Origin of the sequence: Acinetobacter sp. NCu2D-2 (assembly GCF_001647675.1) — a bacterium.
In the GTDB taxonomy this organism is placed as follows: Bacteria; Pseudomonadota; Gammaproteobacteria; order Pseudomonadales; family Moraxellaceae; genus Acinetobacter.
Genome location: NZ_CP015594.1, coordinates 336,501 through 358,429, shown reverse-complemented (window position 1 = coordinate 358,429; position 21,929 = coordinate 336,501). Strand labels below are relative to the sequence as shown.

At 40.2% G+C, this 21,929-nt stretch carries 21 protein-coding genes; 14 read left to right on the top strand and 7 right to left on the bottom strand.

From position 1 onward, the window contains the following. The first annotated feature begins 137 nt into the window (after positions 1–137). Positions 138–1,664 carry a fumarate hydratase gene (locus A3K93_RS01655; protein WP_067728337.1) on the top strand — a complete coding sequence of 509 codons (1,527 nt, stop codon included), beginning with the start codon at positions 138–140 and terminating at the stop codon, positions 1,662–1,664. Between the two features lie 71 nt (positions 1,665–1,735). On the opposite strand, the gene A3K93_RS01650 is transcribed toward A3K93_RS01655, so the two are convergent. The 4 genes from A3K93_RS01650 to tig all read right to left on the bottom strand — a co-directional run bounded on the left by A3K93_RS01650 (position 1,736) and on the right by tig (position 6,087). After that, entirely contained in the window at positions 1,736–2,452 is a 717-nt protein-coding gene (locus A3K93_RS01650; protein WP_067728335.1) for a DUF2846 domain-containing protein, read from the bottom strand. Positions 2,453–2,618: 166 nt separating this feature from the next. Continuing rightward, entirely contained in the window at positions 2,619–3,929 is a 1,311-nt protein-coding gene (gene clpX, locus A3K93_RS01645) for an ATP-dependent protease ATP-binding subunit ClpX (RefSeq protein WP_067728333.1), read from the bottom strand. A gap of 28 nt (positions 3,930–3,957) precedes the next feature. Beyond that, on the bottom strand, positions 3,958–4,563 hold the full coding sequence (clpP, locus tag A3K93_RS01640; protein WP_067728331.1) for an ATP-dependent Clp endopeptidase proteolytic subunit ClpP: 606 nt from the start codon (positions 4,561–4,563) through the stop codon (positions 3,958–3,960). Positions 4,564–4,755: 192 nt separating this feature from the next. Then, positions 4,756–6,087, bottom strand: coding sequence for a trigger factor (gene tig, locus A3K93_RS01635; RefSeq protein WP_067728329.1), 1,332 nt, complete (start codon positions 6,085–6,087; stop codon positions 4,756–4,758). A gap of 609 nt (positions 6,088–6,696) precedes the next feature. Between tig and A3K93_RS01630 the strand changes: the two genes are divergently transcribed. From A3K93_RS01630 to rdgB, 7 genes are all read left to right on the top strand, one after another. After that, on the top strand, positions 6,697–9,045 hold the full coding sequence (locus A3K93_RS01630) for a TonB-dependent receptor (RefSeq protein WP_067728327.1): 2,349 nt from the start codon (positions 6,697–6,699) through the stop codon (positions 9,043–9,045). Positions 9,046–9,166: 121 nt separating this feature from the next. Next, on the top strand, positions 9,167–9,850 hold the full coding sequence (locus A3K93_RS01625) for a Fe2+-dependent dioxygenase (RefSeq protein WP_067728325.1): 684 nt from the start codon (positions 9,167–9,169) through the stop codon (positions 9,848–9,850). 430 nt (positions 9,851–10,280) lie between these two features. Next, positions 10,281–11,978 carry a 2-isopropylmalate synthase gene (gene leuA, locus A3K93_RS01620; RefSeq protein ID WP_067728323.1) on the top strand — a complete coding sequence of 566 codons (1,698 nt, stop codon included), beginning with the start codon at positions 10,281–10,283 and terminating at the stop codon, positions 11,976–11,978. A gap of 112 nt (positions 11,979–12,090) precedes the next feature. Then, positions 12,091–13,251 (top strand): homoserine O-succinyltransferase MetX, encoded by a 1,161-nt coding sequence (gene metX, locus A3K93_RS01615; RefSeq protein WP_067728321.1) that lies wholly within the window; start codon positions 12,091–12,093, stop codon positions 13,249–13,251. Beyond that, positions 13,251–13,844, top strand: a complete 594-nt coding sequence (metW, locus tag A3K93_RS01610) for a methionine biosynthesis protein MetW (protein WP_067728319.1) — start codon at positions 13,251–13,253, stop codon at positions 13,842–13,844. Before metX ends, metW begins: the two co-directional genes overlap by 1 nt. Then, complete coding sequence (locus tag A3K93_RS01605; protein ID WP_067728317.1) at positions 13,841–14,431, top strand: tetratricopeptide repeat protein; 591 nt, start codon at positions 13,841–13,843, stop codon at positions 14,429–14,431. Before metW ends, A3K93_RS01605 begins: the two co-directional genes overlap by 4 nt. A gap of 105 nt (positions 14,432–14,536) precedes the next feature. Further along, positions 14,537–15,163 (top strand): RdgB/HAM1 family non-canonical purine NTP pyrophosphatase, encoded by a 627-nt coding sequence (rdgB, locus tag A3K93_RS01600; protein WP_067731639.1) that lies wholly within the window; start codon positions 14,537–14,539, stop codon positions 15,161–15,163. Between the two features lie 145 nt (positions 15,164–15,308). Here the strand turns inward: rdgB and A3K93_RS01595 are convergent, their stop codons facing one another. Together A3K93_RS01595 and A3K93_RS01590 are read right to left on the bottom strand one after the other, a co-directional pair. Next, positions 15,309–16,190 carry a permease gene (locus A3K93_RS01595; RefSeq protein WP_067728315.1) on the bottom strand — a complete coding sequence of 294 codons (882 nt, stop codon included), beginning with the start codon at positions 16,188–16,190 and terminating at the stop codon, positions 15,309–15,311. Between the two features lie 88 nt (positions 16,191–16,278). Further along, positions 16,279–17,061 carry an NRDE family protein gene (locus tag A3K93_RS01590; protein WP_067728313.1) on the bottom strand — a complete coding sequence of 261 codons (783 nt, stop codon included), beginning with the start codon at positions 17,059–17,061 and terminating at the stop codon, positions 16,279–16,281. A 105-nt stretch (positions 17,062–17,166) separates the two neighbouring features. Between A3K93_RS01590 and lgt the strand changes: the two genes are divergently transcribed. The 3 genes from lgt (at position 17,167) to A3K93_RS14610 (ending at position 18,823) form a co-directional block, all read left to right on the top strand. After that, positions 17,167–17,976 carry a prolipoprotein diacylglyceryl transferase gene (gene lgt / locus A3K93_RS01585; RefSeq protein WP_067728310.1) on the top strand — a complete coding sequence of 270 codons (810 nt, stop codon included), beginning with the start codon at positions 17,167–17,169 and terminating at the stop codon, positions 17,974–17,976. A gap of 102 nt (positions 17,977–18,078) precedes the next feature. After that, positions 18,079–18,465: a hypothetical protein gene (locus A3K93_RS01580; RefSeq protein WP_067731638.1), complete on the top strand. Its 387-nt coding sequence runs from the start codon at positions 18,079–18,081 to the stop codon at positions 18,463–18,465. Next, positions 18,458–18,823: a hypothetical protein gene (locus A3K93_RS14610; RefSeq protein ID WP_081408493.1), complete on the top strand. Its 366-nt coding sequence runs from the start codon at positions 18,458–18,460 to the stop codon at positions 18,821–18,823. Before A3K93_RS01580 ends, A3K93_RS14610 begins: the two co-directional genes overlap by 8 nt. Before the next feature lie 20 nt (positions 18,824–18,843). Here A3K93_RS14610 and A3K93_RS01575 read toward each other — a convergent pair whose 3' ends face one another. Continuing rightward, positions 18,844–19,362, bottom strand: a complete 519-nt coding sequence (locus A3K93_RS01575) for a hypothetical protein (protein WP_067728308.1) — start codon at positions 19,360–19,362, stop codon at positions 18,844–18,846. Positions 19,363–19,761: 399 nt separating this feature from the next. On the opposite strand from A3K93_RS01575, the gene A3K93_RS01570 reads away from it, so the two are divergent. The 3 genes from A3K93_RS01570 (at position 19,762) to A3K93_RS01560 (ending at position 21,915) form a co-directional block, all read left to right on the top strand. Beyond that, positions 19,762–20,253 (top strand): lipocalin family protein, encoded by a 492-nt coding sequence (locus tag A3K93_RS01570; RefSeq protein WP_067728306.1) that lies wholly within the window; start codon positions 19,762–19,764, stop codon positions 20,251–20,253. A 207-nt stretch (positions 20,254–20,460) separates the two neighbouring features. Continuing rightward, positions 20,461–21,303, top strand: a complete 843-nt coding sequence (thyA, locus tag A3K93_RS01565) for a thymidylate synthase (protein ID WP_067728304.1) — start codon at positions 20,461–20,463, stop codon at positions 21,301–21,303. Positions 21,304–21,402: 99 nt separating this feature from the next. Then, entirely contained in the window at positions 21,403–21,915 is a 513-nt protein-coding gene (locus A3K93_RS01560) for a dihydrofolate reductase (RefSeq protein ID WP_067728302.1), read from the top strand. The last annotated feature ends 14 nt before the right edge of the window (positions 21,916–21,929 follow it).

Below are 21,929 nucleotides of genomic sequence, written 5' to 3'. Positions count from 1 at the left end.
ACAGTTTTTAACATAAATATGACACATAGATGGGCTATTAAACTTTAGACCCAAAACGCTGTATAAACGCCCACAACTTTCTGTTTTTATCTTATAATTTAGCCCGCTAGCTATCAGCCCGCTCAAGAGATTTTTGTATGACAACTATTATCAAGCAAGATGACTTGATCACATCGGTTAAAGATGCGCTTCAGTTCATTTCTTACTACCATCCACAAGACTTCATCCAAGCGATGAGCCGTGCGTATGACCGTGAAGAAAACAAAGCTGCAAAAGATGCGATCGCACAAATCTTAATTAACTCTCGTATGTGTGCAGAAGGCCATCGTCCAATCTGCCAAGATACCGGTATCGTAAACGTATTCGTTGAAGTGGGCATGGACGTTAAATTTGATTTAACGATGAGCTTAGACGATGCGATTAACGAAGGTGTACGCCAAGGTTACTTAGAAAACTCGAACATCCTACGTGCATCTGTACTTGCTGACCCTGCTTTCGGTCGTAAGAACACTAAAGACAACACCCCTGCTGTGATCTATCACAAACTTGTTCCTGGTAACAAAGTCGATATCACGGTTGCTGCGAAGGGTGGCGGTTCAGAAAATAAATCTAAATTGGCAATGTTGAACCCATCTGACTCAATTGTGGATTGGGTACTGAAAACTGTTCCAACCATGGGTGCAGGTTGGTGTCCACCAGGTATGCTCGGGATCGGGATCGGTGGTACTGCTGAAAAAGCTATGATGCTTGCAAAAGAAGCATTGATGGAAGAATTGGATATGGACGAACTTCTTCGTCGTGGTCCACAGTCTAAACTTGAAGAACTTCGTATCGAAATCTTCGAGAAAGTAAACGCGCTCGGTATTGGTGCACAAGGTCTTGGTGGTTTAACGACTGTTCTAGACATCAAAATCAAAGATTACCCATGTCACGCTGCAGGCAAACCAGTGGGTATGATTCCAAACTGTGCGGCAACTCGTCACGCACACTTCACGCTTGATGGTTCAGGTGTTGCCAATATTATGGCGCCTAAACTTGAAGACTATCCTGAAGTAACTTGGGATTCATCTTCTTCTAAACGTGTTGACTTAGACAACATCACGCAAGAAGAAATGAACTCTTGGAAACCAGGTGACACATTACTTCTTAACGGTACGATTTATACAGGTCGTGACGCTGCGCACAAACGCATGGTGGACATGTTAAATCGTGGTGAAGAACTTCCTGTCGACCTTAAAGGTAAGTTCATTTACTACGTTGGCCCTGTTGATCCAGTGGGTGACGAAGTGGTTGGTCCTGCAGGTCCAACAACTGCAACACGTATGGATAAATTCACTCGCCAAGTCTTAGAAGCAACTGGTCTTTACGGCATGATCGGTAAAGCAGACCGTGGTCCTGCTGCCGTTGAAGCAATTAAAGACAATAAAGCAACCTACTTAATGGCTGTAGGTGGCGCTGCATACTTAGTGTCTAAAGCGATTCGTGAAGCTGAAGTCGTTGCATTTGCTGACCTTGGTATGGAAGCGATCTACAAATTTGTTGTGAAAGACATGCCTGTATCTGTGGCTGTTGACGTAAATGGTACTTCTGTACACGCAACTGCACCAAAAATCTGGCAAGCAAAAATTGGTAAAATTCCTGTAGTTGACGCTGCTGCAAAATAAGATTGCACACTTCTATACAGAATTTAAAAAGCACCCTTTGGGGTGCTTTTTTATGTCATGTATTTGAGCAATTACCACGTCATTGGGTTCCACAATTTAAATGGTGTGGTTAATTGCACATCTTGTTTCGGATCATAATCAGGCTCTTTGAGTTTTTGCGCTTTTTTACGAACCTTGCCGGTATGCTGATCTTCAGCGACAAAATTGAAGCTGTCCGACTTCTGTTCTGTAAATGCTATTTCCGTCATCGCTACACTTTTAGGTACTAAAATCAGTGGACCCGTTGGGGTATAGCGAGTACCAATATTTTCTTCATCATATTTAATAAAATATGACTCACCTGCTTGCACAGTGAAATCAACATATTTAGGTTTCTGAAAATGCAGTGCACCCAGCGGTCGGCTGGTACTTAAGCGATAAGTACCCGCAGGAATTTCCAGCCAATAATGATGATTATTTAAAAGACTTGGAATACGTTCCTGATTGATAAACAGACTCGCAGCCACGATTTCCTGACGGTTCCATTTTGAATCAGGTCGATATAAGTACACAATTGCAGCTTGATCATGCTGTGGCTTAACCACTTGGAAATGTTGACCTTGCTTTTGATTAACCCAACTTCCAATAGTAAACATGCCTAAACGATGCTGCTCGGCAAAACCTGGTTTCTTGGTTAAATCGATATTTTTTAAAGTACTGGCTAATGCAGGCTGTTCGACCACGGCTTTCTTACCATGACACCCCATCAAAGCTAAACTGCTGATGATGACCATCGCGATTACACGCATGTCTTTCCCTCACTGCGTCTTTATTCTTGTATGTACATGTTTTACGAATTTATATTTGTGTTTTGGCATCCACGCCCAAGTGATGAGATTACCATCACCCCTTTATTTTTGGAATAAAAAAACGTGCGAAAACATTTCATTTCCGCACGTTTCAGATGAATAGCGATTATGCAGATTTGCTATTCACCACCTTTAGATCAACTTTTGCAGCAGACTCTGTTTCAACCTTTTCCTGACGTTCAGGCAAGAACTCAGGCGCAGCTTCACCATTAATCACTGCTTCATTCACTACAACTGTACCAACGTCTGAACGACTTGGTAAGTCATACATGGTTTCAAGCAATGAGTTCTCAAGGATTGAACGTAGACCACGCGCACCTGTATTACGTTCAAGGGCTTTTTTCGCCACAGCGCGCAATGCAGAATCTTCAAACACAAGGTCAACATTTTCCATATCGAACAAATGTTGATATTGACGCGTTAAGGCATTTTTTGGCTCTGTCAGAATTTGCATCAATGCTTCTTCATCCAGTTCATCCAAAGTTGCGATCACTGGCAAACGACCAATAAATTCTGGAATTAAACCAAATTTTACCAGGTCAGTTGCTTCCACTTGACGGAACAAGTCAGACAGCTTTTTGGTTTCATCTTTTTTACGCACTTCTGCAGTAAAGCCAATGCCACCTTTTTCCTGACGTTGTTGTACTATTTTCTCTAGACCTGAGAACGCACCACCACAAATGAACAGGATGTTCGAAGTGTCAATCTGAATGAATTCTTGCTGCGGATGCTTACGACCACCTTGTGGCGGAATTGAAGCAACCGTACCTTCGATCATTTTCAATAATGCTTGCTGAACGCCTTCACCTGACACATCACGTGTAATTGAAGGGTTTTCAGACTTACGGGTAATCTTGTCGATCTCATCGATATAGATAATACCCTTTTGCGCTTTTTCTACATCGTAGTCGGCTTTTTGAAGTAGCTTTTGTACAATGTTTTCAACGTCTTCACCGACATAACCTGCTTCAGTTAATGTGGTTGCATCTGCCATCGCAAATGGCACATCAAGCAGACGAGCAAGTGTTTGCGCAAGTAATGTCTTACCTGAACCCGTAGGTCCAACCAGCATGATATTACTTTTTGAAATCTCTACACCATCCGCTGCTTTCTTGCCATTATTTTGCACTTTTAAGCGTTTGTAATGGTTATATACCGCAACAGATAATGTCTTTTTAGCGACATCCTGACCAATCACATATTGATCCAAGGCCGCACGGATTTCATGCGGTTTCGGCAAAGGACGGTTCGCCCAGTCATTGGTTTCAACTTGCTGACTGGTTTGAACCAAATCTAAGCATACGTCGACACATTCATTACAAATATAAGCGTCTTCGCCTGCAATGAGTTTGCCAACTTCAGACTGTGTTTTGCCACAGAATGAACAATGCTTTTGTCCTTGAGTATGTTCGGACATAGTCACTCCAATATCTCAATCTTAAAACTTATGGACGTTTAGATAAAACTTCGTCCACGAGACCGTATTCTTTCGCTTGTTGCGCAGTCATGAAGTTATCACGATCTGTATCACGTGCTACTTTTTCATATTCCTGACCACTGTGTTCTGCCATTAAGCGATTTAAACGCTCTTTAATAAACAGAATTTCACGTGCATGAATTTCAATATCAGATGCCTGACCTTTAAAACCACCCAGCGGTTGGTGAATCATGACACGGGCATTTTCCAAGCAGTAACGCTTACCTTTAGCACCGGCATTCAAAAGAAAAGCACCCATTGATGCCGCTTGACCCATACAGTAAGTCACAACATCTGGTTTAATGAATTGCATGGTATCGTAAATCGCCATACCTGCAGTCACCGAACCGCCTGGTGAGTTAATGTATAAATGAATGTCTTTATCTGGATTTTCAGCTTCAAGGAATAACATTTGCGCAACAATTAAGTTCGCCATGTTATCTTCAACTTCACCTGTTAAAAAAATCACCCGCTCACGTAAAAGACGTGAATAAATATCAAAAGAACGCTCACCACGAGATGACTGTTCTACCACCATTGGAACTAAAGCGTTTTCAATCGTTGGAACATACATACGTTTATTTATTCCTAAATTTTTGTGACTTAACCCATAATCACAATATGAGGGATAATTGCTTAAATTGCAAAATATTCGCTCGCGTTTCCATGCTTTTTTTTGCATAAGATTTGTGAAAATCTGCAATGGATTAAAACCTTATGGAGAAAAAAAAGGCGCTTAGAGCGCCTTTTTTATGACCAGCGAAGCTTAGCCTTGTTGACGAGCTTGTTGCTCTTTCAATAAGTCTTCGTAGCTTACTTTTTTCTCAGATACTTTAGCAGCAGCTAAGATATAATCTACAACTTGGTCTTCAAGAACAACTGCTTCAATTTGTGAACGTTGTTGCTTGTCGTTGTTGAAGAATTCAATCACTTCTTTAGGATCTTCGTAAGAAGAAGCCATGTCTTCGATGTACGCATCTACACGTGCAGCGTCAACTTCGATTTTCGCTTTAGCAAGAATGCTGCTTACCAATACGCCAAGTTTAACTGATTTTTTAGCTTGTTCTTTGAACAATTCATCAGGAAGCATGCTTGAATCAAATGCTTTCGCACCTTGAGCACCAAACTGTTGAGTGAATTGTTGGATCATTTGTTGACGTTGACGGTCGATTTCTTGAGCAAGCATTGCTTCAGGAATTTCAACTTCGTTTGCAGCTACAAGCGCATCAAAAGTTGCGCCTTTTACTTGGTTACGAAGACCGTTTTTCACTTCACGTTCCATGTTTTTACGAACGTCAGCTTTAAGTTTTTCAACGCCTTCTTCTTCAGTTACACCGAAGATTTTTAAGAATTCAGCATCAACTTCTGGAAGTTTTTGTTTTTCAACAAGTTTAACGTTGATTTTGAATTGAGCAGCTTTACCAGCTAAGTTTTCAGCTTGGTAGTCTTCTGGGAAAGTTACATCGATAACTTTCTCTTCGCCTTTCTTCATACCGATGATGCCATCTTCGAAGCCAGGGATCATACGACCAGAACCTAAAACAAGTTTAAAGTCTTGCGCAGCGCCGCCTTCAAATTTTTCGCCATCAACAGTACCTTCGAAATCGAAAGTTACTTGCATGTCTTTTTTAGCCATGCCTTTAGTTTCAGCCCAAGAAGCGCGTTGTTTTTGAAGATTTTCAATCATCTTCTCAACGTCTTTGTCACTTACTTCAGTTGCTTTACGTTCAACCTCTAAGCCTTCGAATTTAGCTTCAACTTCTGGATAAACTTCAACAGTTGCTTCATAAACTAAAGCATCTTCTTTCATTTCAGTTTTTTCGATGTTTGGCATACCAACAGCATTGATTTTTTCTTGTTGGATTGCTTCGAAAACTGTGTCACGAATGATGTCGTTCACAACTTCTTGATAGATACCTGCGCCATATTCACGACGTACAACGTTTACAGGCACTTTACCTGGACGGAAGCCGTTGATCTTCACAGTTTTAGCAGTACGCTTTAAGCGAGCTTCGAACTGCTCGTTAATACGGCTCGTCGGTACAGATACATTTAAACGACGGGCAACGCCCGAAACCGCTTCAGAAGTTACTTGCATGGCTTCCTCGATATAGAAATAGTAATTGCAATTTTTAAAGTGCCACATTATATGACAACATTTCATGATATACAAAAAATACACGCGACTTGGCTTTTTTATCGATGTTTTCTTCGATAATTCGCCAAATTGATCTTAGTTTTTCGTATTTCTTATTAAGATGGAGGATATTGAAGCGTTTTCACACTTTTCACTTATTCTATTGTTTAGGTCTATCTCACAAACTCACCTGTATTTTTCGAATTTCATTTCATCTATATAGAATATTTTTAGAACATGAAGCCTCTCGAATCTTTGAGCTGCATACATATTGAGCTTTGAAACATCCGAATAATGAGTCTGATCCCCTTTGCACTTTTTATATGGAATTTTCATATTTTCTTCAAAGTTATCTCAAGATTAATTTTCTCGATGATGTTTTAATTTTTTGAGTGAAAATTAGATTTTTATTAAAAACATAGACCTAGTAAAAAACTACTCCTATTGCAATCTAATTTAGCTTTTATACAAAAAAATAAAATCTATAAAACCAATCAATATAAGCAACATTTATAAATAAGAATCATTATTATTCTCATACTATTTTTTAACCCTCATTTTAGGTTTGTCATGGCCTTCATTAAAACGCGTAAAAAAATCGTTTCATCTGCTATTGCCTCTTCCCTTTCAATTGTTGCGGGTAATGCTTTGGCAGATGATCAAGTCATTAAACTTGAAACTATCCAACAAACTGTTGCAGCAGAAAAACAGCAAAGCTTAAAAGTAGATGAATCTGCAAATAAAAAATTTGTCGCACCTTTACTTGATACACCAAAATCAGTTTCGGTGATTTCTAAACAGATTATTGAAGATACTCAAGTTACGACTTTATCTGATGCTCTACGTAATGTGCCTGGTATTACTTTAGGTGCAGGTGAAGGCGGTAACCCAAATGGTGACCGCCCATTTATTCGTGGTTATAACTCTGAAAGCTCTATGTATGTCGACGGCGTACGTAGTGCGACTTCACAAAACCGTGAAATGTTTGCGGTTGAACAAGTTGAAGTGACCAAAGGTTCGGCATCTGCAATGGGCGGTGCTGGTACTACAGGCGGTAGTATCAACATGATTTCTAAAGTAGCCAAAGCGGGTGATGCTTTAGAAGGTTCTGTTGCGCAAGGGACTGACGATTACGCACGTATTACCTTAGATGCCAATAAAGATTTTGGTAATGGTATTGCAGCTCGTGTTGCAGTGATGGGGCATCAAAATAACAAAGCTGGTCAAGATGATGGTGCTGAATATAAACGTGTCGGTATTGCACCGAGTATTACATTTGGCTTAGACACCCCAACGCGTGCAACTTTAGGTTATTACTTCTTAAAATCTGATGATACGCCAGATTCAGGTGTGCCTTACAATAATCCTTTTAGTGCCAATGCCGACCCTGCCAAAGATTTCACACATTTAAACGGTAATGGTAAACCGATTGATGTTAAACAAGGCATTTACTATGGCTGGAAAGATCGTGATTTCCAAAAACAGGAAAATCAAATTGGTACTCTTAAGTTAGAGCACGACTTAACTGATAACTTAACGATCAGTAATACTGCTGTTTATAGTAATTCTAAGAATGATTTCCTTTGGACTAACCCAGATGACTCTAAAGGTAACTTCTATAATAAAACGACTGGTGAATTGACGGGTAATGTCTTTGCTCGAGCAAACTCTCGTGTAGCTAATACTGATTCATTTACAGATCAATTAGCATTGACTGGTAAACTAAATACTGGAGCACTAGAACATAGCTTTAACTTGGGCGCTGAGTTTTCTAAACAAGATACCGATCGTACGCAATATATTATTGATGGTAAAAACGCGACTGGTAGTGCTAACCAATCATGTTCTGATGCAGCAATCCAATCAGGTTGGTGTACATCCGTCCAAAATCCTAACCGTGGACCTTGGAAAGGATCTTTAAGTACTGATGGTGCAGATCAATATAATATTGAAACAAAAAACACTTCTATCTATCTTCTTGACAGTATTAAATTAACCCCTCAATGGATTCTGGATTTAGGTCTTCGTTGGGACGATTACTCTACCGAACAAACTATGACTTACGGTGCACGTAACAATGCAGTAACTGGTGAAAACAACACCACCATTACTGCTGTTGCAGGCGACAAAGTATCTATCAAGAATGATAAAGACTTTATCAACTATCAAGCAGGTATTACTTATAAACCTGTTGAAAATGGCTCTATCTACGCGAGTTATGCAACTTCATCGAATCCAGTTGGTGTAGATGGTGGTGATGGTTCTGAAGGTATTACCGCTGCTATTCAAAATTTAAAACCAGAAGAAGTCCGTACCATGGAACTCGGTACGAAATGGGATATCTTAAATGATAAATTGAATCTCACTGCAGCTATTTTCCGTACTGAAAAAACAAATACACGTGCAACAGCAGATGATGGAACAACTCGTAACATTGGTGAAACTCGTGTAGATGGCTTTGAATTTGGTATTAACGGGCAAATTACTGATAAATGGGCTGTTTCAGCAGGCTATACTTATCTAGACAGCGAATTAGTTGATGGTGGTTTTACTGAAGTAAAACCAAGTACAACACCTAAGACTTATGAACCAAGCCCTAACAATGGTAATCAAGTACAAAATGTTGCTAAAAACTCTGCAACGCTTTGGACAACCTATGATGTAACTCCTGCTTTAACATTGGGTGCTGGTGCTATTGCCATGGACAAAGTTTATGGTAATGCGGCCAATACTAAGTTCGTTCCAGGTTATGTGCGCTACGATGCAATGGCACGTTATAACGTTAACAAAAATGTAGATTTACAATTAAATGTTAACAACCTAACTGACACACGTTACTTTACAAAAGCCTACTCTTCTCACTATGCAACAGAAGCAGAAGGTCGTAGTGCAGTGTTATCTTTAAACTTTAAATACTAAGTTAAAGCTTAAAATCCCATATTTTAATTATGGGTTTTAAATTAAAATAGCCTCTGCTCAGAGGCTATTTTTATATATGCTAGATCGTAAGAACCCTTAACAATACCAAGAAGGTCATGCTGTGATTCACCATATTCCAAATGTGTTAAGCAAAGAACAAGTTCAGTATTTCCGTCAGGAAATGGATAAAGTCGAATGGGTCAATGGCAAAGTCACTGCAGGAACACTTTCTGCAACTGTTAAACAAAATCAACAGTTGCCTGAGGATCATCCCCTTACTCATCATTTAAGTACGATTATTTTAGAGTCGCTTGGTCAACATCCGCTGTTTTTGTCGGCTGCGATTCCGCTGGATATTATTCCGCCGCTGTTTAATCGTTATGAAAATAACGAAGCCTTTGGTTTTCATGTCGATAACTCAATTCGACGAATTCGTGGCACCAATGAACGTCTAAGAACAGATTTATCTTGCACCGTTTTTTTAAGTGAGCCTGAAGAATATGAAGGCGGTGAACTGGTCGTAGAAGATACCTATGGCTACCATGAAGTAAAACTTCCTGCAGGCGATATGATTTTGTATCCGTCTACAAGTTTGCATGAAGTAACACCTGTCACTCGAGGTTGCCGCACTGCTTCCTTCTTTTGGGTACAAAGTATGATCCGTGATGATGCAGAACGTCATATGTTATTCAACCTAGATCAAACCATTCAAAATTTACGCATGCAATTGGGTGATGAACATGATGAAGTAATTAAACTCACCAATCTGTACCACAACCTCATGCGAAAATGGGCTGAAATATAAATCAATATCGCGTTGGATTGAACTCACATGAATCTCTCCAACGCTTCAATACATATAAATGTTTCGCTTTGACCTTATAATCATGATAAAAATTGCGAAAAATTTCTTATTTAAGAAAATTGAAAAGTACATAAACACGAATTATGAAAAAAATTCTCAGAATAAGCACATTATCAGAAAAGCTTTTTTGACATACGACTAAAATCCATAAAAAAAGCAAAAACTTTTCAGCTCAAGTGGACTAAACTTTAAGTTATAAGTTCAAGGTAAAATAAGTTTGGTTAATTTAAGTCATCAATATCAAAGATGATTTTTAATTTTCTTATTTAAGATACTTGAACAGAAAGATTATATAGACAAAATCTATTTGTAGCCTGCTTACCGCTTCATACAAGAGTACGGTCACTCAGGTTATACAAGGAGCTCTCTCATGATGTTGGCTGATCCAAGTAAAAAATACCGTCGCATGTATCAACGTGTGGACTTACCAGACCGTCAATGGCCGAACAATGAAATTAATAAAGCGCCGATCTGGATGAGTACCGACCTACGTGACGGCAACCAAGCGATCTTTGAGCCAATGAACATTGAGCAAAAATTTAAAATGTTCCAAATGTTGGTGAAAATTGGTTTCAAACATATTGAAATCGGTTTCCCATCAGCATCACAAATTGACTTTGACTTCACGCGTAAATTGATTGAAGAAGGTCATATTCCTGATGACGTTTATATTGAAGTATTGGTTCAAGCACGTGATCATTTGATCCAACGTACTTTTGAATCACTTCAAGGTGCTAAACGTGCCATCGTGCATATCTATAACTCAAATTCTCCGACATTCCGTCAAAAAGTCTTGAATGTGGATGTGGAAGGTGCAAAACAACTTGCGATTAATGCTGCGCAAAAAGTCAAAGAATATGCTGCGAAGCAACCTGAAACTGAATTTGTGTTCCAGTATTCTCCTGAGTGCTTCACTGCAACTGAATTAGAAGTCGCGAAAGATGTTTGTGATGCTGTGACTGAAATTTGGGAAGCATCACCAAGCAATAAAGTGATCTTAAACTTGCCTGCAACTGTGGAAGTATCATCTCCAAACGTGTATGCCGACCAAGTCGAATGGATGCACCGTAACCTTGCACGTCGTGATGGTGTGATTATTTCAGTTCACTGTCATAACGACCGTGGCTGTGGTATTGCCGCATCTGAATTGGCAATCATGGCGGGTGCTGACCGTGTCGAAGGTTGTGTGTTTGGTAACGGTGAACGTACTGGTAACGTCGACGTCGCTGCAATTGCGTTGAACATGTACACTCAAGGTGTTGCACCTGAATTAGATTTCTCAAACATTAACGAAATCATTGCAACGATTGAAGAATGCACAGGCTTGCCTGTTCATCCACGTCATCCGTATGCAGGTGATTTAGTATTTACTGCATTCTCAGGTTCACACCAAGACGCGATCAAAAAAGGTTTTGAGTTCCAAAAGAACGAAGAAATTTGGGATATGCCGTATTTACCAATCGATCCAAAAGACTTGGGTCGCGACTACGACGCTGTGATTCGTGTTAACTCACAGTCTGGTAAAGGTGGTATTGCCTACTTGTTAGAATCAAATTACAACGTCGTATTGCCACGTCGTTTACAAATTGAATTCTCACAAATCGTACAGCAAAAAACTGATGAAGACGGTACTGAGATTTCAGCACAAGCGATCTGGTCATTGTTCAAACAAACATATGTAGAAGCAAAAACTGCACATTACGCAGCGAAGAACTACCGTTTGCATGATGAAAATGGCAAACAAGTGATTGAGCTTGATATTGAAGTCAATGGTCAGACTCAGCACGTTCGTGGTGAAGGTAATGGTCCAATTTCAGCAATCTTGAATGCGCTTCAATTGCCAATTGATGTATTGAACTATGAAGAACGCAGCATCAGCTCAGGTGCACATGCCAAAGCATTAGCATTGGTTGAACTTCAAGTGAAAGGTACAGGTAAAGCGGCCTTTGGTGCAGGTGTTCACGACAACATCGTGACTGCATCTATTGAAGCGATTATTGCCTCAACCAACCGCTTAATTGATCAAGGCGTGTTAAGCACTGATCAAGTGATTGCTGCTGCGGTGTAAACACACTATTAGAATTAGCAATAATTCATAGCATTAAAATGACTTTAGAAGGATACCCGCTAGTGGTATCCTTTTATTTATTCATACTAAAGATTTAAGGCGAATTACTCCCGTGTCTTTTCCAGCTGATTCGGTGGGCTTAGTTACCCCACAAAAGTTTTCATTCGAAGAGCCGTTAGAGCTTGAATGTGGACGCATTCTCCCGCGTTATGAAATTATGGTTGAAACTTACGGCGAATTAAATGCCGATAAGTCCAATGCAATTCTGATTTGTCATGCCCTTTCAGGTCATCACCATGCAGCCGGCTATCATCATGAAGATGATAAGAAACCAGGTTGGTGGGACTCATGTATTGGTCCCGGCAAGGCTATCGATACTTCTAAATTCTTTGTAGTATCTTTAAATAATATTGGTGGCTGTAGCGGCTCGACTGGTCCGACATCACCAAATCCTGAAAATGACAATCGCCCTTATGGTCCCGACTTTCCATTAGTGACAGTTCGTGACTGGGTTAAAACACAAGCCTTATTGTCTGACCGTTTAGGCATTGATGTATGGGATGCTGTGGTGGGTGGTTCACTCGGTGGTATGCAGGCATTGCAATGGTCTGTGGATTATCCTGATCGTTTACGCAAGTGTGTGATTATCGCAAGTACGCCAAAATTGTCTGCACAAAATATTGCCTTTAACGAAGTGGCACGTCAGTCGATTTTATCTGATCCAGACTTCCACAATGGCCGTTACTTGGAACATGACAGCTATCCAAAACGTGGTTTGATTTTGGCACGTATGGTCGGCCATATCACTTATTTATCTGAAGAAGCCATGAAACAAAAATTTGGCCGTGATTTAAAGTCTGGCAAGTTTATGTATGGTTTCGATGTTGAATTCCAAGTTGAAAGTTATTTGCGTTATCAAGGTGAACAGTTCAGCCGTAACTTTGATGCCAATACTTATTTGATTATGACCAAGGCACTCGATTACTTCGATCCATCACGTGAATATGAACAGTCACTGGTGAAAGCAATGGCCAATACCAAATGTAAATTCTTGGTCGTATCATTCACCACCGACTGGCGCTTTTCACCTTCTCGTTCACAAGAATTGGTGGATGCCTTAATTACCAACCATAAGCCAGTCAGCTATGTGGATATTGACGCTGAACAAGGTCATGACTCGTTCTTATTCCCTATTCCACTGTATGTAAAATCTTTACGTGCATTCCTTGGTGGTGAAAATCACCTGAAAGCAACACCGAAGGAGGCAATCTAATGCGTATTGATCAACAGCTCGCGGAAAAATGGATCAAACCAGGCTCAAGTGTGCTTGATTTGGGTTGTGGCGATGGTGAACTGCTCGCACAAATGAGCAAAAAACATGATATTCGTGCCTACGGATTGGAAATTGATCAGGAAAAGATTGCAATTGCGGTCAGTCGTGGGTTAAATATTATTCAACAAGACTTAAATTTAGGTTTAAGCCGCTTTGCCGATCAGTCTTTTGACAACGTGGTCATGGCACAAGCTTTGCAAGCAGTAGATGCACCTGACGTATTATTGCGTGATATGGTGCGTGTCGGTAAACAGGCGATTATTACCTTCCCGAACTTTGCTCATTGGAAGACCCGTTCTTTCTTGGCACTGAAAGGAAGAATGCCTGTTTCGGAAGCCTTGCCGTATATGTGGTATAACACACCGAATATCCACCTCTGTACATTCCGTGATTTTGAAGCACTTTGTGCTGAAAACAACATTAGAATTATTGACCGACTTGCAGTAAATGGGGATCAGCAAGATAGTTTACTGAGTAAGCATCTTCCTAATTTATTCGGTGAAGTCGCGATTTATCGAGTGAGCGCGCTATGAGAAAATTACTACTAACAACGACGCTATTTGCTGGACTGTTCAGTGTACAAAGCCATGCAGACTATGTTACTCCAACACCTTCTGTTGCCAGCCAAGCTGCTCAATATTCTGTGATGGATATTAACCAGTTGATTAAAGCTGCAAAAGCAGGTCAAGCAGGTGCACAGTTCTATCTTGCTACTAAGTATCAGTTTGGTAAAGACATTCAAAAAGATGAACGTCAGGCATTTGCTTGGTACAAAGCAGCAGCCGATCAAGGTCTAAGTGTTGCTCAGCTAAATGTTGGCCGTATGCTTGCTGATGGTATTGGCACTAAAAAAGACGAAGCACTTGCACGTAGTTATTTCGAAAAAGCAGCCAGTCATGGCGATAACCGTGCGAGCTTTAATCTTGCGATGATGGAAGAGAAAAAGAAAAACTATGTCGGGGCTTATCAATGGTATGAGTTGTCTACCCGTGATGGCATGCTTGATAACAAAGTAATTTCTCTGTCTGAAGGTAAGAAAACGGCGCTTGCAGCGAACTTGACCCAAGAGCAAATCCGTCAAGCCCGTGATCGTGCAGATAAATGGATTCAAGGACTTTAAGGTTCTAATCATAAAAAAGCACCTAGAAGGTGCTTTTTTATTGCCTTTAAACTCATCAGCATTGTTAAACTAGTGACATTGAAAACGGATATGAAGAGTAAAAATATGGCTTCTACAGATTGGTTATCTCAAGGCACACTTGTCCTTGCCAGCAATAACAAAGGTAAAATTGCAGAATTTGAAAAACTTTTTGCAGAATTAAACCTACCTGTCGAAGTTATCGCACAAGGTAAACTCAATATTGAAGATGCAATCGAAGATGGTTTAAGTTTTGTTGAAAATGCCATCATTAAAGCCCGTCACGCATCACGTATTTCAGGGAAACCTGCTATTGCCGATGACTCAGGCATCTATGTTCCTGTACTTGGCGGTGCACCTGGCATTTACTCTGCACGTTATGCAGGTGAGCATGGTAACGATGCTGCAAACAATGAAAAATTGTTAGCAGAGCTTCAACCATTCCGTAAAGATGGCGCAGCGATTGAAGGCATGTTCGTTTGTGTGCTTGCCTTAGTACAACATGCTGATGACCCTTTACCGCAAATTTTCCAAGGCATTTGGAAAGGCGAAGTTTTAGAACAAGCGCGTGGTGAAAATGGCTTTGGTTATGATCCACTGTTCTGGCTACCTGAACTTGGAATCTCGAGTGCAGAAATGACCAAAGAAGAAAAAAATAAAATCAGCCATCGTGGACAAGCAATGAAGCTGTTTAAAGCGTGTTTGGAGAAGTAAGAAGCTTTATTCATTCCCTCTCCTGTCAGGAGAAGAATAAGGATTGAGCTAAAAAGCTCCTCCCTTTAATAAAGGGAGGTTGGGAGGGATTTTTCTAATTGACCTCTATCAATCCCCCTAAATCCCCCTTTAGCAAAGGGGAACTTTATAGTGCAGGAATCAAGGCATGCACAATCAACCCATACACCCCAATCAAAATTGCACTCGCAATCGTACCTGAAGCAATATATTTTGCCGACACACCTGTCCCTTGGTAATAAGTTTCAAGTGCCACAATGTTGGCAGCTGGCGGTAATAGGAAGTACATCATCATCACCGCATACACCAATGTTTGATGCGGAATCGGCAGACAAAAATAGGCAACAGCTGCGAAGCTCAGCGACAAAACAAAACGTCCTGCAATTAAACCCATACTCCGTTTTAGATCATTTAGCCCTATTTTCACTTTACTGAGCCACATCCCTAAAATACACATGCCGGCAAAAGTCACAAGAAACTTATTTAAACCGTATGCCGTTTGAATCCATGGATGAAATTCATAAGTGCTTAAATCCCAAAAGGACAATACAGCCGCAATGCTTAATGCTATTACGGGCGGTGATCTTAAAACATTTTTAACAATGAATGACGTACTCTGCCGCTCTGTGCTTACCGCCATAACAGCACTAACATTGCCAAACAATGACCCACCGATATATAGCGCAATAATGGTCGGCATGGCATTTGGACCAAATACAGCCAAAGCAAATGGCAGCCCTAGCCAAACGCCATTCAAATAGCTAAAACACAGTGCACGTAACTTATCTTTTTGCCACAGATAAAACAGGCTAAATAAAATAATTGAACAACTGAGACTGAAGCCGACAAGCCAAAGACTGCCTTCCTTATAAAACACCATGTTGTAGATGATGATTAAAGGGATAAGTAACCTTGCCAAGAGTGCAGCAAGAACAGGACGAATCCTTTTCAGATAATGCACGCCCCAATAACCAATCAGAAATGAAATGAGCGGAACAAGCAGTGCCATAATAAAAGGATATAGACAGGATGACTAAAATCCTAACATATCCAAGGCGCTTACAAAGATTTATTCCGCTTCAGTGTTTTAGCTATATTTAAGAGTGCAAGGCAATGACTTTTTGAATGATCTGACCGGCTGTCTCACCTTGTTGGGATTTTTCCAACCATTGCCACTGATCATGAGTCATGGTTAAAAAATTTGAACAGCGTGTACCGTACACAGAGCTTTGTATAAAGGTTGAGGATAGTAATTCTTCCATTTCAAGCGAAATTCCAGTTGAAGGGAGTAAATCAGGCACGATTTTCCGTTCATCTTCTAATATATCCCATGCTGCCCGATTCAAATCATCCGCTGGAATTTGTGGCTGCTGCAACATCGGTAAGAATTCTTGAGTAAAGCGTTTACGCAAATGTTTGGTCTTTTCCCAAGGTTCATTCAGCAATCCATTCGAAACCACATATACCCCATTAGGCAATACTTGTGGAGCTTCTCCACGATTACTCATATAGACTGCTTGAGTGCGATCTCCGATAAATAAATTAAAACCTGCATAATCGCATTGCCGTTGTTCCAATGCTTGAGCAAAGCGAATTGGCGTTAAATCTGATTCAAGAAATGCCTGAATAATATGCCCACGTGACGTAGGGTAATTATTTTGATCACGTCCATCACGAAAGTTCGTTAACACTGCCCAGCGTCCCTGTGCGGTCACACCCATCCATGTCCCACCCGATTGTAGATCCTGCCCTGCAATAATTGGACTATTTGGCCACGAAGCTAAAGCTTCTGTTGGTCGATGATAAAACTCATCACGATTTGAAATCAGACAAAGTGGCTTCTGATCCAAGACGTTCCAAGCCAGCGCAACAATACACATAGAATCTGCTCATTTATCAGGTTTTGATCTTTACACATTGAATGTACAACATTTTTATGATGTTTCAGCTAAAATCTGTACAAAACAGAATGACAAGGTACATGAATGCTCACCTATCCAAATATTGACCCTGTTGCAGTTGCAATTGGCCCTTTACAAGTTCATTGGTATGGACTGATGTATTTACTGGCATTTTTATTCGCTTGGGGCTTAGCAACTTATCGCTCGAAAGAACGTGGTTGGACACCTGACATGGTGTCAGACTTAATCTTCTATGGTGCTTTAGGGGTAATTTTAGGTGGTCGCTTAGGATACGTCTTATTCTATGGTTTCTCACAATTCCTTGCTGATCCGCTTTGGCTATTCCAAATTTGGACTGGCGGTATGAGTTTCCACGGCGGCTTCTTGGGCGTTATGGCTGCGATGCTGTTCTGGTGCAAGAAGTACAAAATGACATGGTTCCAAACCTTAGATTTTATTGCACCTTGTGTACCAACAGGTTTAATGTTCGGTCGTATTGGTAACTTTATTGGCGGGGAGCTCTACGGCCGCCAAGTTACGGACCCGAACTTTGCCTTAGGTATGATCTTCCCAAGTGATCCATTACAGTTAGTACGACATCCGTCACAGCTTTATCAAGCACTGTGTGAAGGCTTAATTTTATTTATCATCCTTTGGTGGTTCAGTTCAAAACCGCGTCCGCGTATGGCTGTTTCAGCACTCTTCCTCATTGGTTATGGCTTAGCACGTTTCGTCGTTGAGTTCTTCCGTGAGCCAGACAACGGACAATTATTCGTTGCGTGGATGAGTAAAGGTCAATTCCTGAGCCTACCGATGATTTTGGTTGGTTTATGGATGATGTGGTATGCCTACCAAAAGAAAATTTATGATTGGGGTCCACTCAAAAATCATTAAGTTTTCAGCATTTTTAGCATGATTGCGGGGTCAAAAGCCCCGCTTTTTTTCACTTTAAAATATGCTAAAGTGCCTTTCAGTCCTATTGTTATCGATCAATCTATGCTTGAGTTTTGGTTTAACCCACAGATTTCAATCGTCAAAAAATTAATTCTGCTTGTACTCGCTGCCGCAGGAACAGCAGCTTTATATTGGATGCAGCCGTTAAAGCTTGATGCAATTTTAATGTTCGTGGGGACAGGGATTATTTTCTTGATCTGTCGTTATTGCAAAATTCACTTTGCTAGTCAAAATCCTGCGGGGCTGCTGTATCGTTTACTGACTTGGATTCCAATTGCACTCTTGCTGGCACTGATTTTTATGAATATGCAAAACGGCGAAATTCTGATTCCTGGTGCTCAAGGCATTGGTTTTATGGTTCTATCTATTTGCCTGTTTTCACCCTTATCTTTGCTTAATAAAAACGATAAAACTCATCCTAATGCTTAATTTTTGGTATTCCGAACGCTGTGCACGTCAAATCAAACTGATGTTCATTATGTGTACCTGCGTCTTGATTGTATTGTGCTCAAACATCATCAAACTTGACGCAATTTATGTGGGCATTTGTGTGGCGCTTGGAATTACTTTACATCTCAGCTATGGATTCAGCCTACGATATACCAAGGTTACAGGCATAAGCTATATTCGTTATGTACCTGTCTTAGCACTAATTATTGTGATGTATTACTCGATACAAACGAGCATGACCGACAAGGCTTGGGCATTGATGGTTCAAGGTGTGGGATTTATGGGAATTGGCTTATTTTTATGTTCAATTTACAGCAACAGAGCTAAACGGTTGTAACTCTGCTGCTCGCTTTAGACTTAGTGATCTAAACGATAATATTCATACTTCACATTTGGATCGCGATATACCGCGTAACCATTTTGCTTAAAGTCAGAAACCCAAGCTGAACCCGAATATGCCGCAATATGACCGTAAACATGTTGATTGGTACGGTTAATGATATAGATATCGCCTTTCTTAGGACGATCAAAAGACAGGTTAATTTTCTTATAACCAATCTGCTGCAAAGTATTGCCCCAGTCTGCTGCAGCTACTGGATGGTTAACAATTTTTGCACCTGCAGATTGCAAACCTACACGAATACTTTTGGCACATTTCTGTGTACTGGTACTACGTGTAATGCCTTGTAGGAAGCTGGTAAATTTCGCAATATCAATACGCTGACCATTGGCTGCACCAAAACTTGTATGCGTTGGCTTCGCTGTTTCTTTACGTACTGCTTTTTTAGGTCGTTGCTCCGATTGGGAACGTATTATGACATTTGCTTGGACTGGAGCATGTACAGCACTCAAGTTCGCTGGATTATCATAAACCATTCTTTACCAATCGCTCCTCGCCTGCATATTGCGGCCTATATCTCGTTAACAGGCTGATCATACTAGCCTGATCAATGTTAATATTCACCCTCAAAATGTAAAAAAATTTAACCATCATGTAAACCCTAAAATATAAGACTTTGATTAATAATTAATTAAATAAAATAACTCAGTTACAAAACATGTTTCTTTAAGTAAAAAGAAGTGCATTTATTGATCAAATTACGTTCTTTTTCACGTAAATTTAAATCCCGTTCATATCTTCTTCATCTTTAAACAATTCCTACGATGAACAAATACAGATGCAACATTTCACTACAGGACTACAGCACTTTAAGTTATTGATCTTGTTTAGACTCATTGTGAAATTTTTAATTGACTAGAAAAACGGAGTACACAATGAGTCAAGACTTAATGACCGTTTCAAATTTTAAATTAGATCAATATTTAGGAACATGGTACGAAATTGCTCGTTTACCTATGAAACATCAACCAGAAGACAGCACCGACATTTCTGCCGTATACAGTTTAAATGAAGATGGTAAAGTCCGTGTACAAAACCGCTGCTTGGATGAGAAAAAACAACTTGATGAATCCATTGGTGAAGCGACAATTGTCGATGCAGAAAATGCAAAACTTGAAGTTAGTTTCTTGCCTGAAGGTTTCCGTTGGATCCCATTTACTAAAGGGGATTATTGGGTACTAAAACTTGATGAAAACTATCAAACTGCGTTAGTGGGTGAACCCAATAAAAAATATTTGTGGTTATTACATCGCTCACCAAGTTTAGATGAAAGAACCAAAGCTGAATATTTGGCTTATGCAAAATCAATTGGTTATGATTTATCAGATTTAATTCACACCGTGCATACGGGTCATAAAACAGCATAAGTGATTATTTTCTAAAAAAGCACTCGAAATCGGGTGCTTTTTTATGCCTATGTTTCGGCTTATTTTTGTCGTGAACGGTCTATCAGCAATCTTTAAAAAAAATGTTATGATGCCATTTATTCAATGTAACCTCTGATGCAATTCAACATGAAAATGACGTTTCATGTGCATGCCAAGGTCATTTAAACAATATTTTAAGAGAGACTTATGCGCCAATATCTTGACCTTTTACAACATATCCTCGACAACGGTGGTGATAAAGGCGACCGTACAGGTACTGGGACACGTTCAGTATTCGGTCATCAAATGCGTTTTGATCTTTCAAAAGGTTTCCCTTTACTTACGACCAAAAAAGTTCATTTCCGTTCCATTGTGATTGAACTTCTTTGGTTCCTCAAAGGCGATACCAACGTTCAGTATTTAAAAGACAATAAAGTCAGCATTTGGGATGAGTGGTCAACAGCAGAACAGACTGCGCGTTTTGGTCGCCCTGAAGGCGAGCTAGGTCCAGTTTACGGTCATCAATGGCGTAATTTTGGCGCGACAAAAAATGAAGATGGCAGCTATAACCAAGACGGTTTTGACCAAATCAAATGGCTCATCAATGAGATTAAAACCAATCCAAATTCACGTCGTTTGATCGTATCTGGTTGGAACCCAAATGAAGCGGGCAAAGTTGCTTTACCGCCGTGTCATACCCTATTCCAATTCTTTGTGCATAATGGCAAATTGTCTTGTCAGTTGTATCAACGTAGTGCGGATGTTTTTTTAGGCGTGCCATTTAACATTGCGAGCTATGCGTTACTCACACATATGATTGCACAAGTGTGTGACTTAGACGTTGGCGATTTCGTTTGGACCGGCGGTGATACACATCTTTATGCCAACCACTTTGAACAAGCACAATTGCAATTAACTCGTGAACCTCTAGGGTTATGTCAGCTCAAACTCAATCCTGAAATTAAAGATTTATTTGATTTCAAATTTGAAGATATTGAAATTGTAGGCTATGAATCTCATCCTGCAATTAAAGCACCTGTTGCTGTTTAATTTAAATATTTTCCAGATCGCATCAATCCCCCTTTCTTAAAGGGGGATTTTGCATTTTAATAGACAAAATTTCTGTTTTCTTATTTGGATAATTTCTGCATGGCATTTCAAGGTTTAGAAGTCGTACACGTCGTCGCAATGGATCAGCAACACTGCATCGGTAAAGGAAATGACTTGCCTTGGCATATTTCAGCCGACCTCAAACATTTTAAGGAAATTACCCAAGGTGGCGTGGTGGTCATGGGGCGTAAGACCCTAGAGTCAATGGGGCGCACCCTGCCAAAACGTGTGAATTGGATTATCACGCGCGATCAAAACTGGTCTTTTGAAGGTGCTAAAGTGGCCTACAGCATTGAAGATGCGTTGTCACAAGCAGTCTCTGATGTAAAAGCATCTGAAAAACCTGACACAGTCTTTATTATCGGTGGCGGTGAAATCTTTAAACAAACGATTAACATTGCAGATCGTCTAGAATTGACCCATGTTGAACTCGATGTTCAAGGTGATGCACATTATCCAGCTATACCAACTGAGTTTAAAAAGATCGCATCCGAGTCACATATTGACGACAAAACAGGCATTGCTTTTGAGTTCGCAACCTACAGAAAATAAAGCATAAATTTTTA

Excerpts from the sequence above, each read along its gene's own strand:
- A3K93_RS01655 (WP_067728337.1), top strand. The coding sequence starts at position 138 with ATGACAACTATTATCAAGCAAGATGACTTGATCACATCGGTTAAAGAT.
- A3K93_RS01650 (WP_067728335.1), bottom strand. The coding sequence starts at position 2,452 with ATGCGTGTAATCGCGATGGTCATCATCAGCAGTTTAGCTTTGATGGGG.
- clpX (WP_067728333.1), bottom strand. The coding sequence starts at position 3,929 with ATGTCCGAACATACTCAAGGACAAAAGCATTGTTCATTCTGTGGCAAA.
- clpP (WP_067728331.1), bottom strand. The coding sequence starts at position 4,563 with ATGTATGTTCCAACGATTGAAAACGCTTTAGTTCCAATGGTGGTAGAA.
- tig (WP_067728329.1), bottom strand. The coding sequence starts at position 6,087 with ATGCAAGTAACTTCTGAAGCGGTTTCGGGCGTTGCCCGTCGTTTAAAT.
- A3K93_RS01630 (WP_067728327.1), top strand. The coding sequence starts at position 6,697 with ATGGCCTTCATTAAAACGCGTAAAAAAATCGTTTCATCTGCTATTGCC.
- leuA (WP_067728323.1), top strand. The coding sequence starts at position 10,281 with ATGATGTTGGCTGATCCAAGTAAAAAATACCGTCGCATGTATCAACGT.
- metW (WP_067728319.1), top strand. The coding sequence starts at position 13,251 with ATGCGTATTGATCAACAGCTCGCGGAAAAATGGATCAAACCAGGCTCA.
- A3K93_RS01605 (WP_067728317.1), top strand. The coding sequence starts at position 13,841 with ATGAGAAAATTACTACTAACAACGACGCTATTTGCTGGACTGTTCAGT.
- rdgB (WP_067731639.1), top strand. The coding sequence starts at position 14,537 with ATGGCTTCTACAGATTGGTTATCTCAAGGCACACTTGTCCTTGCCAGC.
- A3K93_RS01595 (WP_067728315.1), bottom strand. The coding sequence starts at position 16,190 with ATGGCACTGCTTGTTCCGCTCATTTCATTTCTGATTGGTTATTGGGGC.
- A3K93_RS01590 (WP_067728313.1), bottom strand. The coding sequence starts at position 17,061 with ATGTGTATTGTTGCGCTGGCTTGGAACGTCTTGGATCAGAAGCCACTT.
- lgt (WP_067728310.1), top strand. The coding sequence starts at position 17,167 with ATGCTCACCTATCCAAATATTGACCCTGTTGCAGTTGCAATTGGCCCT.
- A3K93_RS01580 (WP_067731638.1), top strand. The coding sequence starts at position 18,079 with ATGCTTGAGTTTTGGTTTAACCCACAGATTTCAATCGTCAAAAAATTA.
- A3K93_RS14610 (WP_081408493.1), top strand. The coding sequence starts at position 18,458 with ATGCTTAATTTTTGGTATTCCGAACGCTGTGCACGTCAAATCAAACTG.
- A3K93_RS01575 (WP_067728308.1), bottom strand. The coding sequence starts at position 19,362 with ATGGTTTATGATAATCCAGCGAACTTGAGTGCTGTACATGCTCCAGTC.
- A3K93_RS01570 (WP_067728306.1), top strand. The coding sequence starts at position 19,762 with ATGAGTCAAGACTTAATGACCGTTTCAAATTTTAAATTAGATCAATAT.
- thyA (WP_067728304.1), top strand. The coding sequence starts at position 20,461 with ATGCGCCAATATCTTGACCTTTTACAACATATCCTCGACAACGGTGGT.
- A3K93_RS01560 (WP_067728302.1), top strand. The coding sequence starts at position 21,403 with ATGGCATTTCAAGGTTTAGAAGTCGTACACGTCGTCGCAATGGATCAG.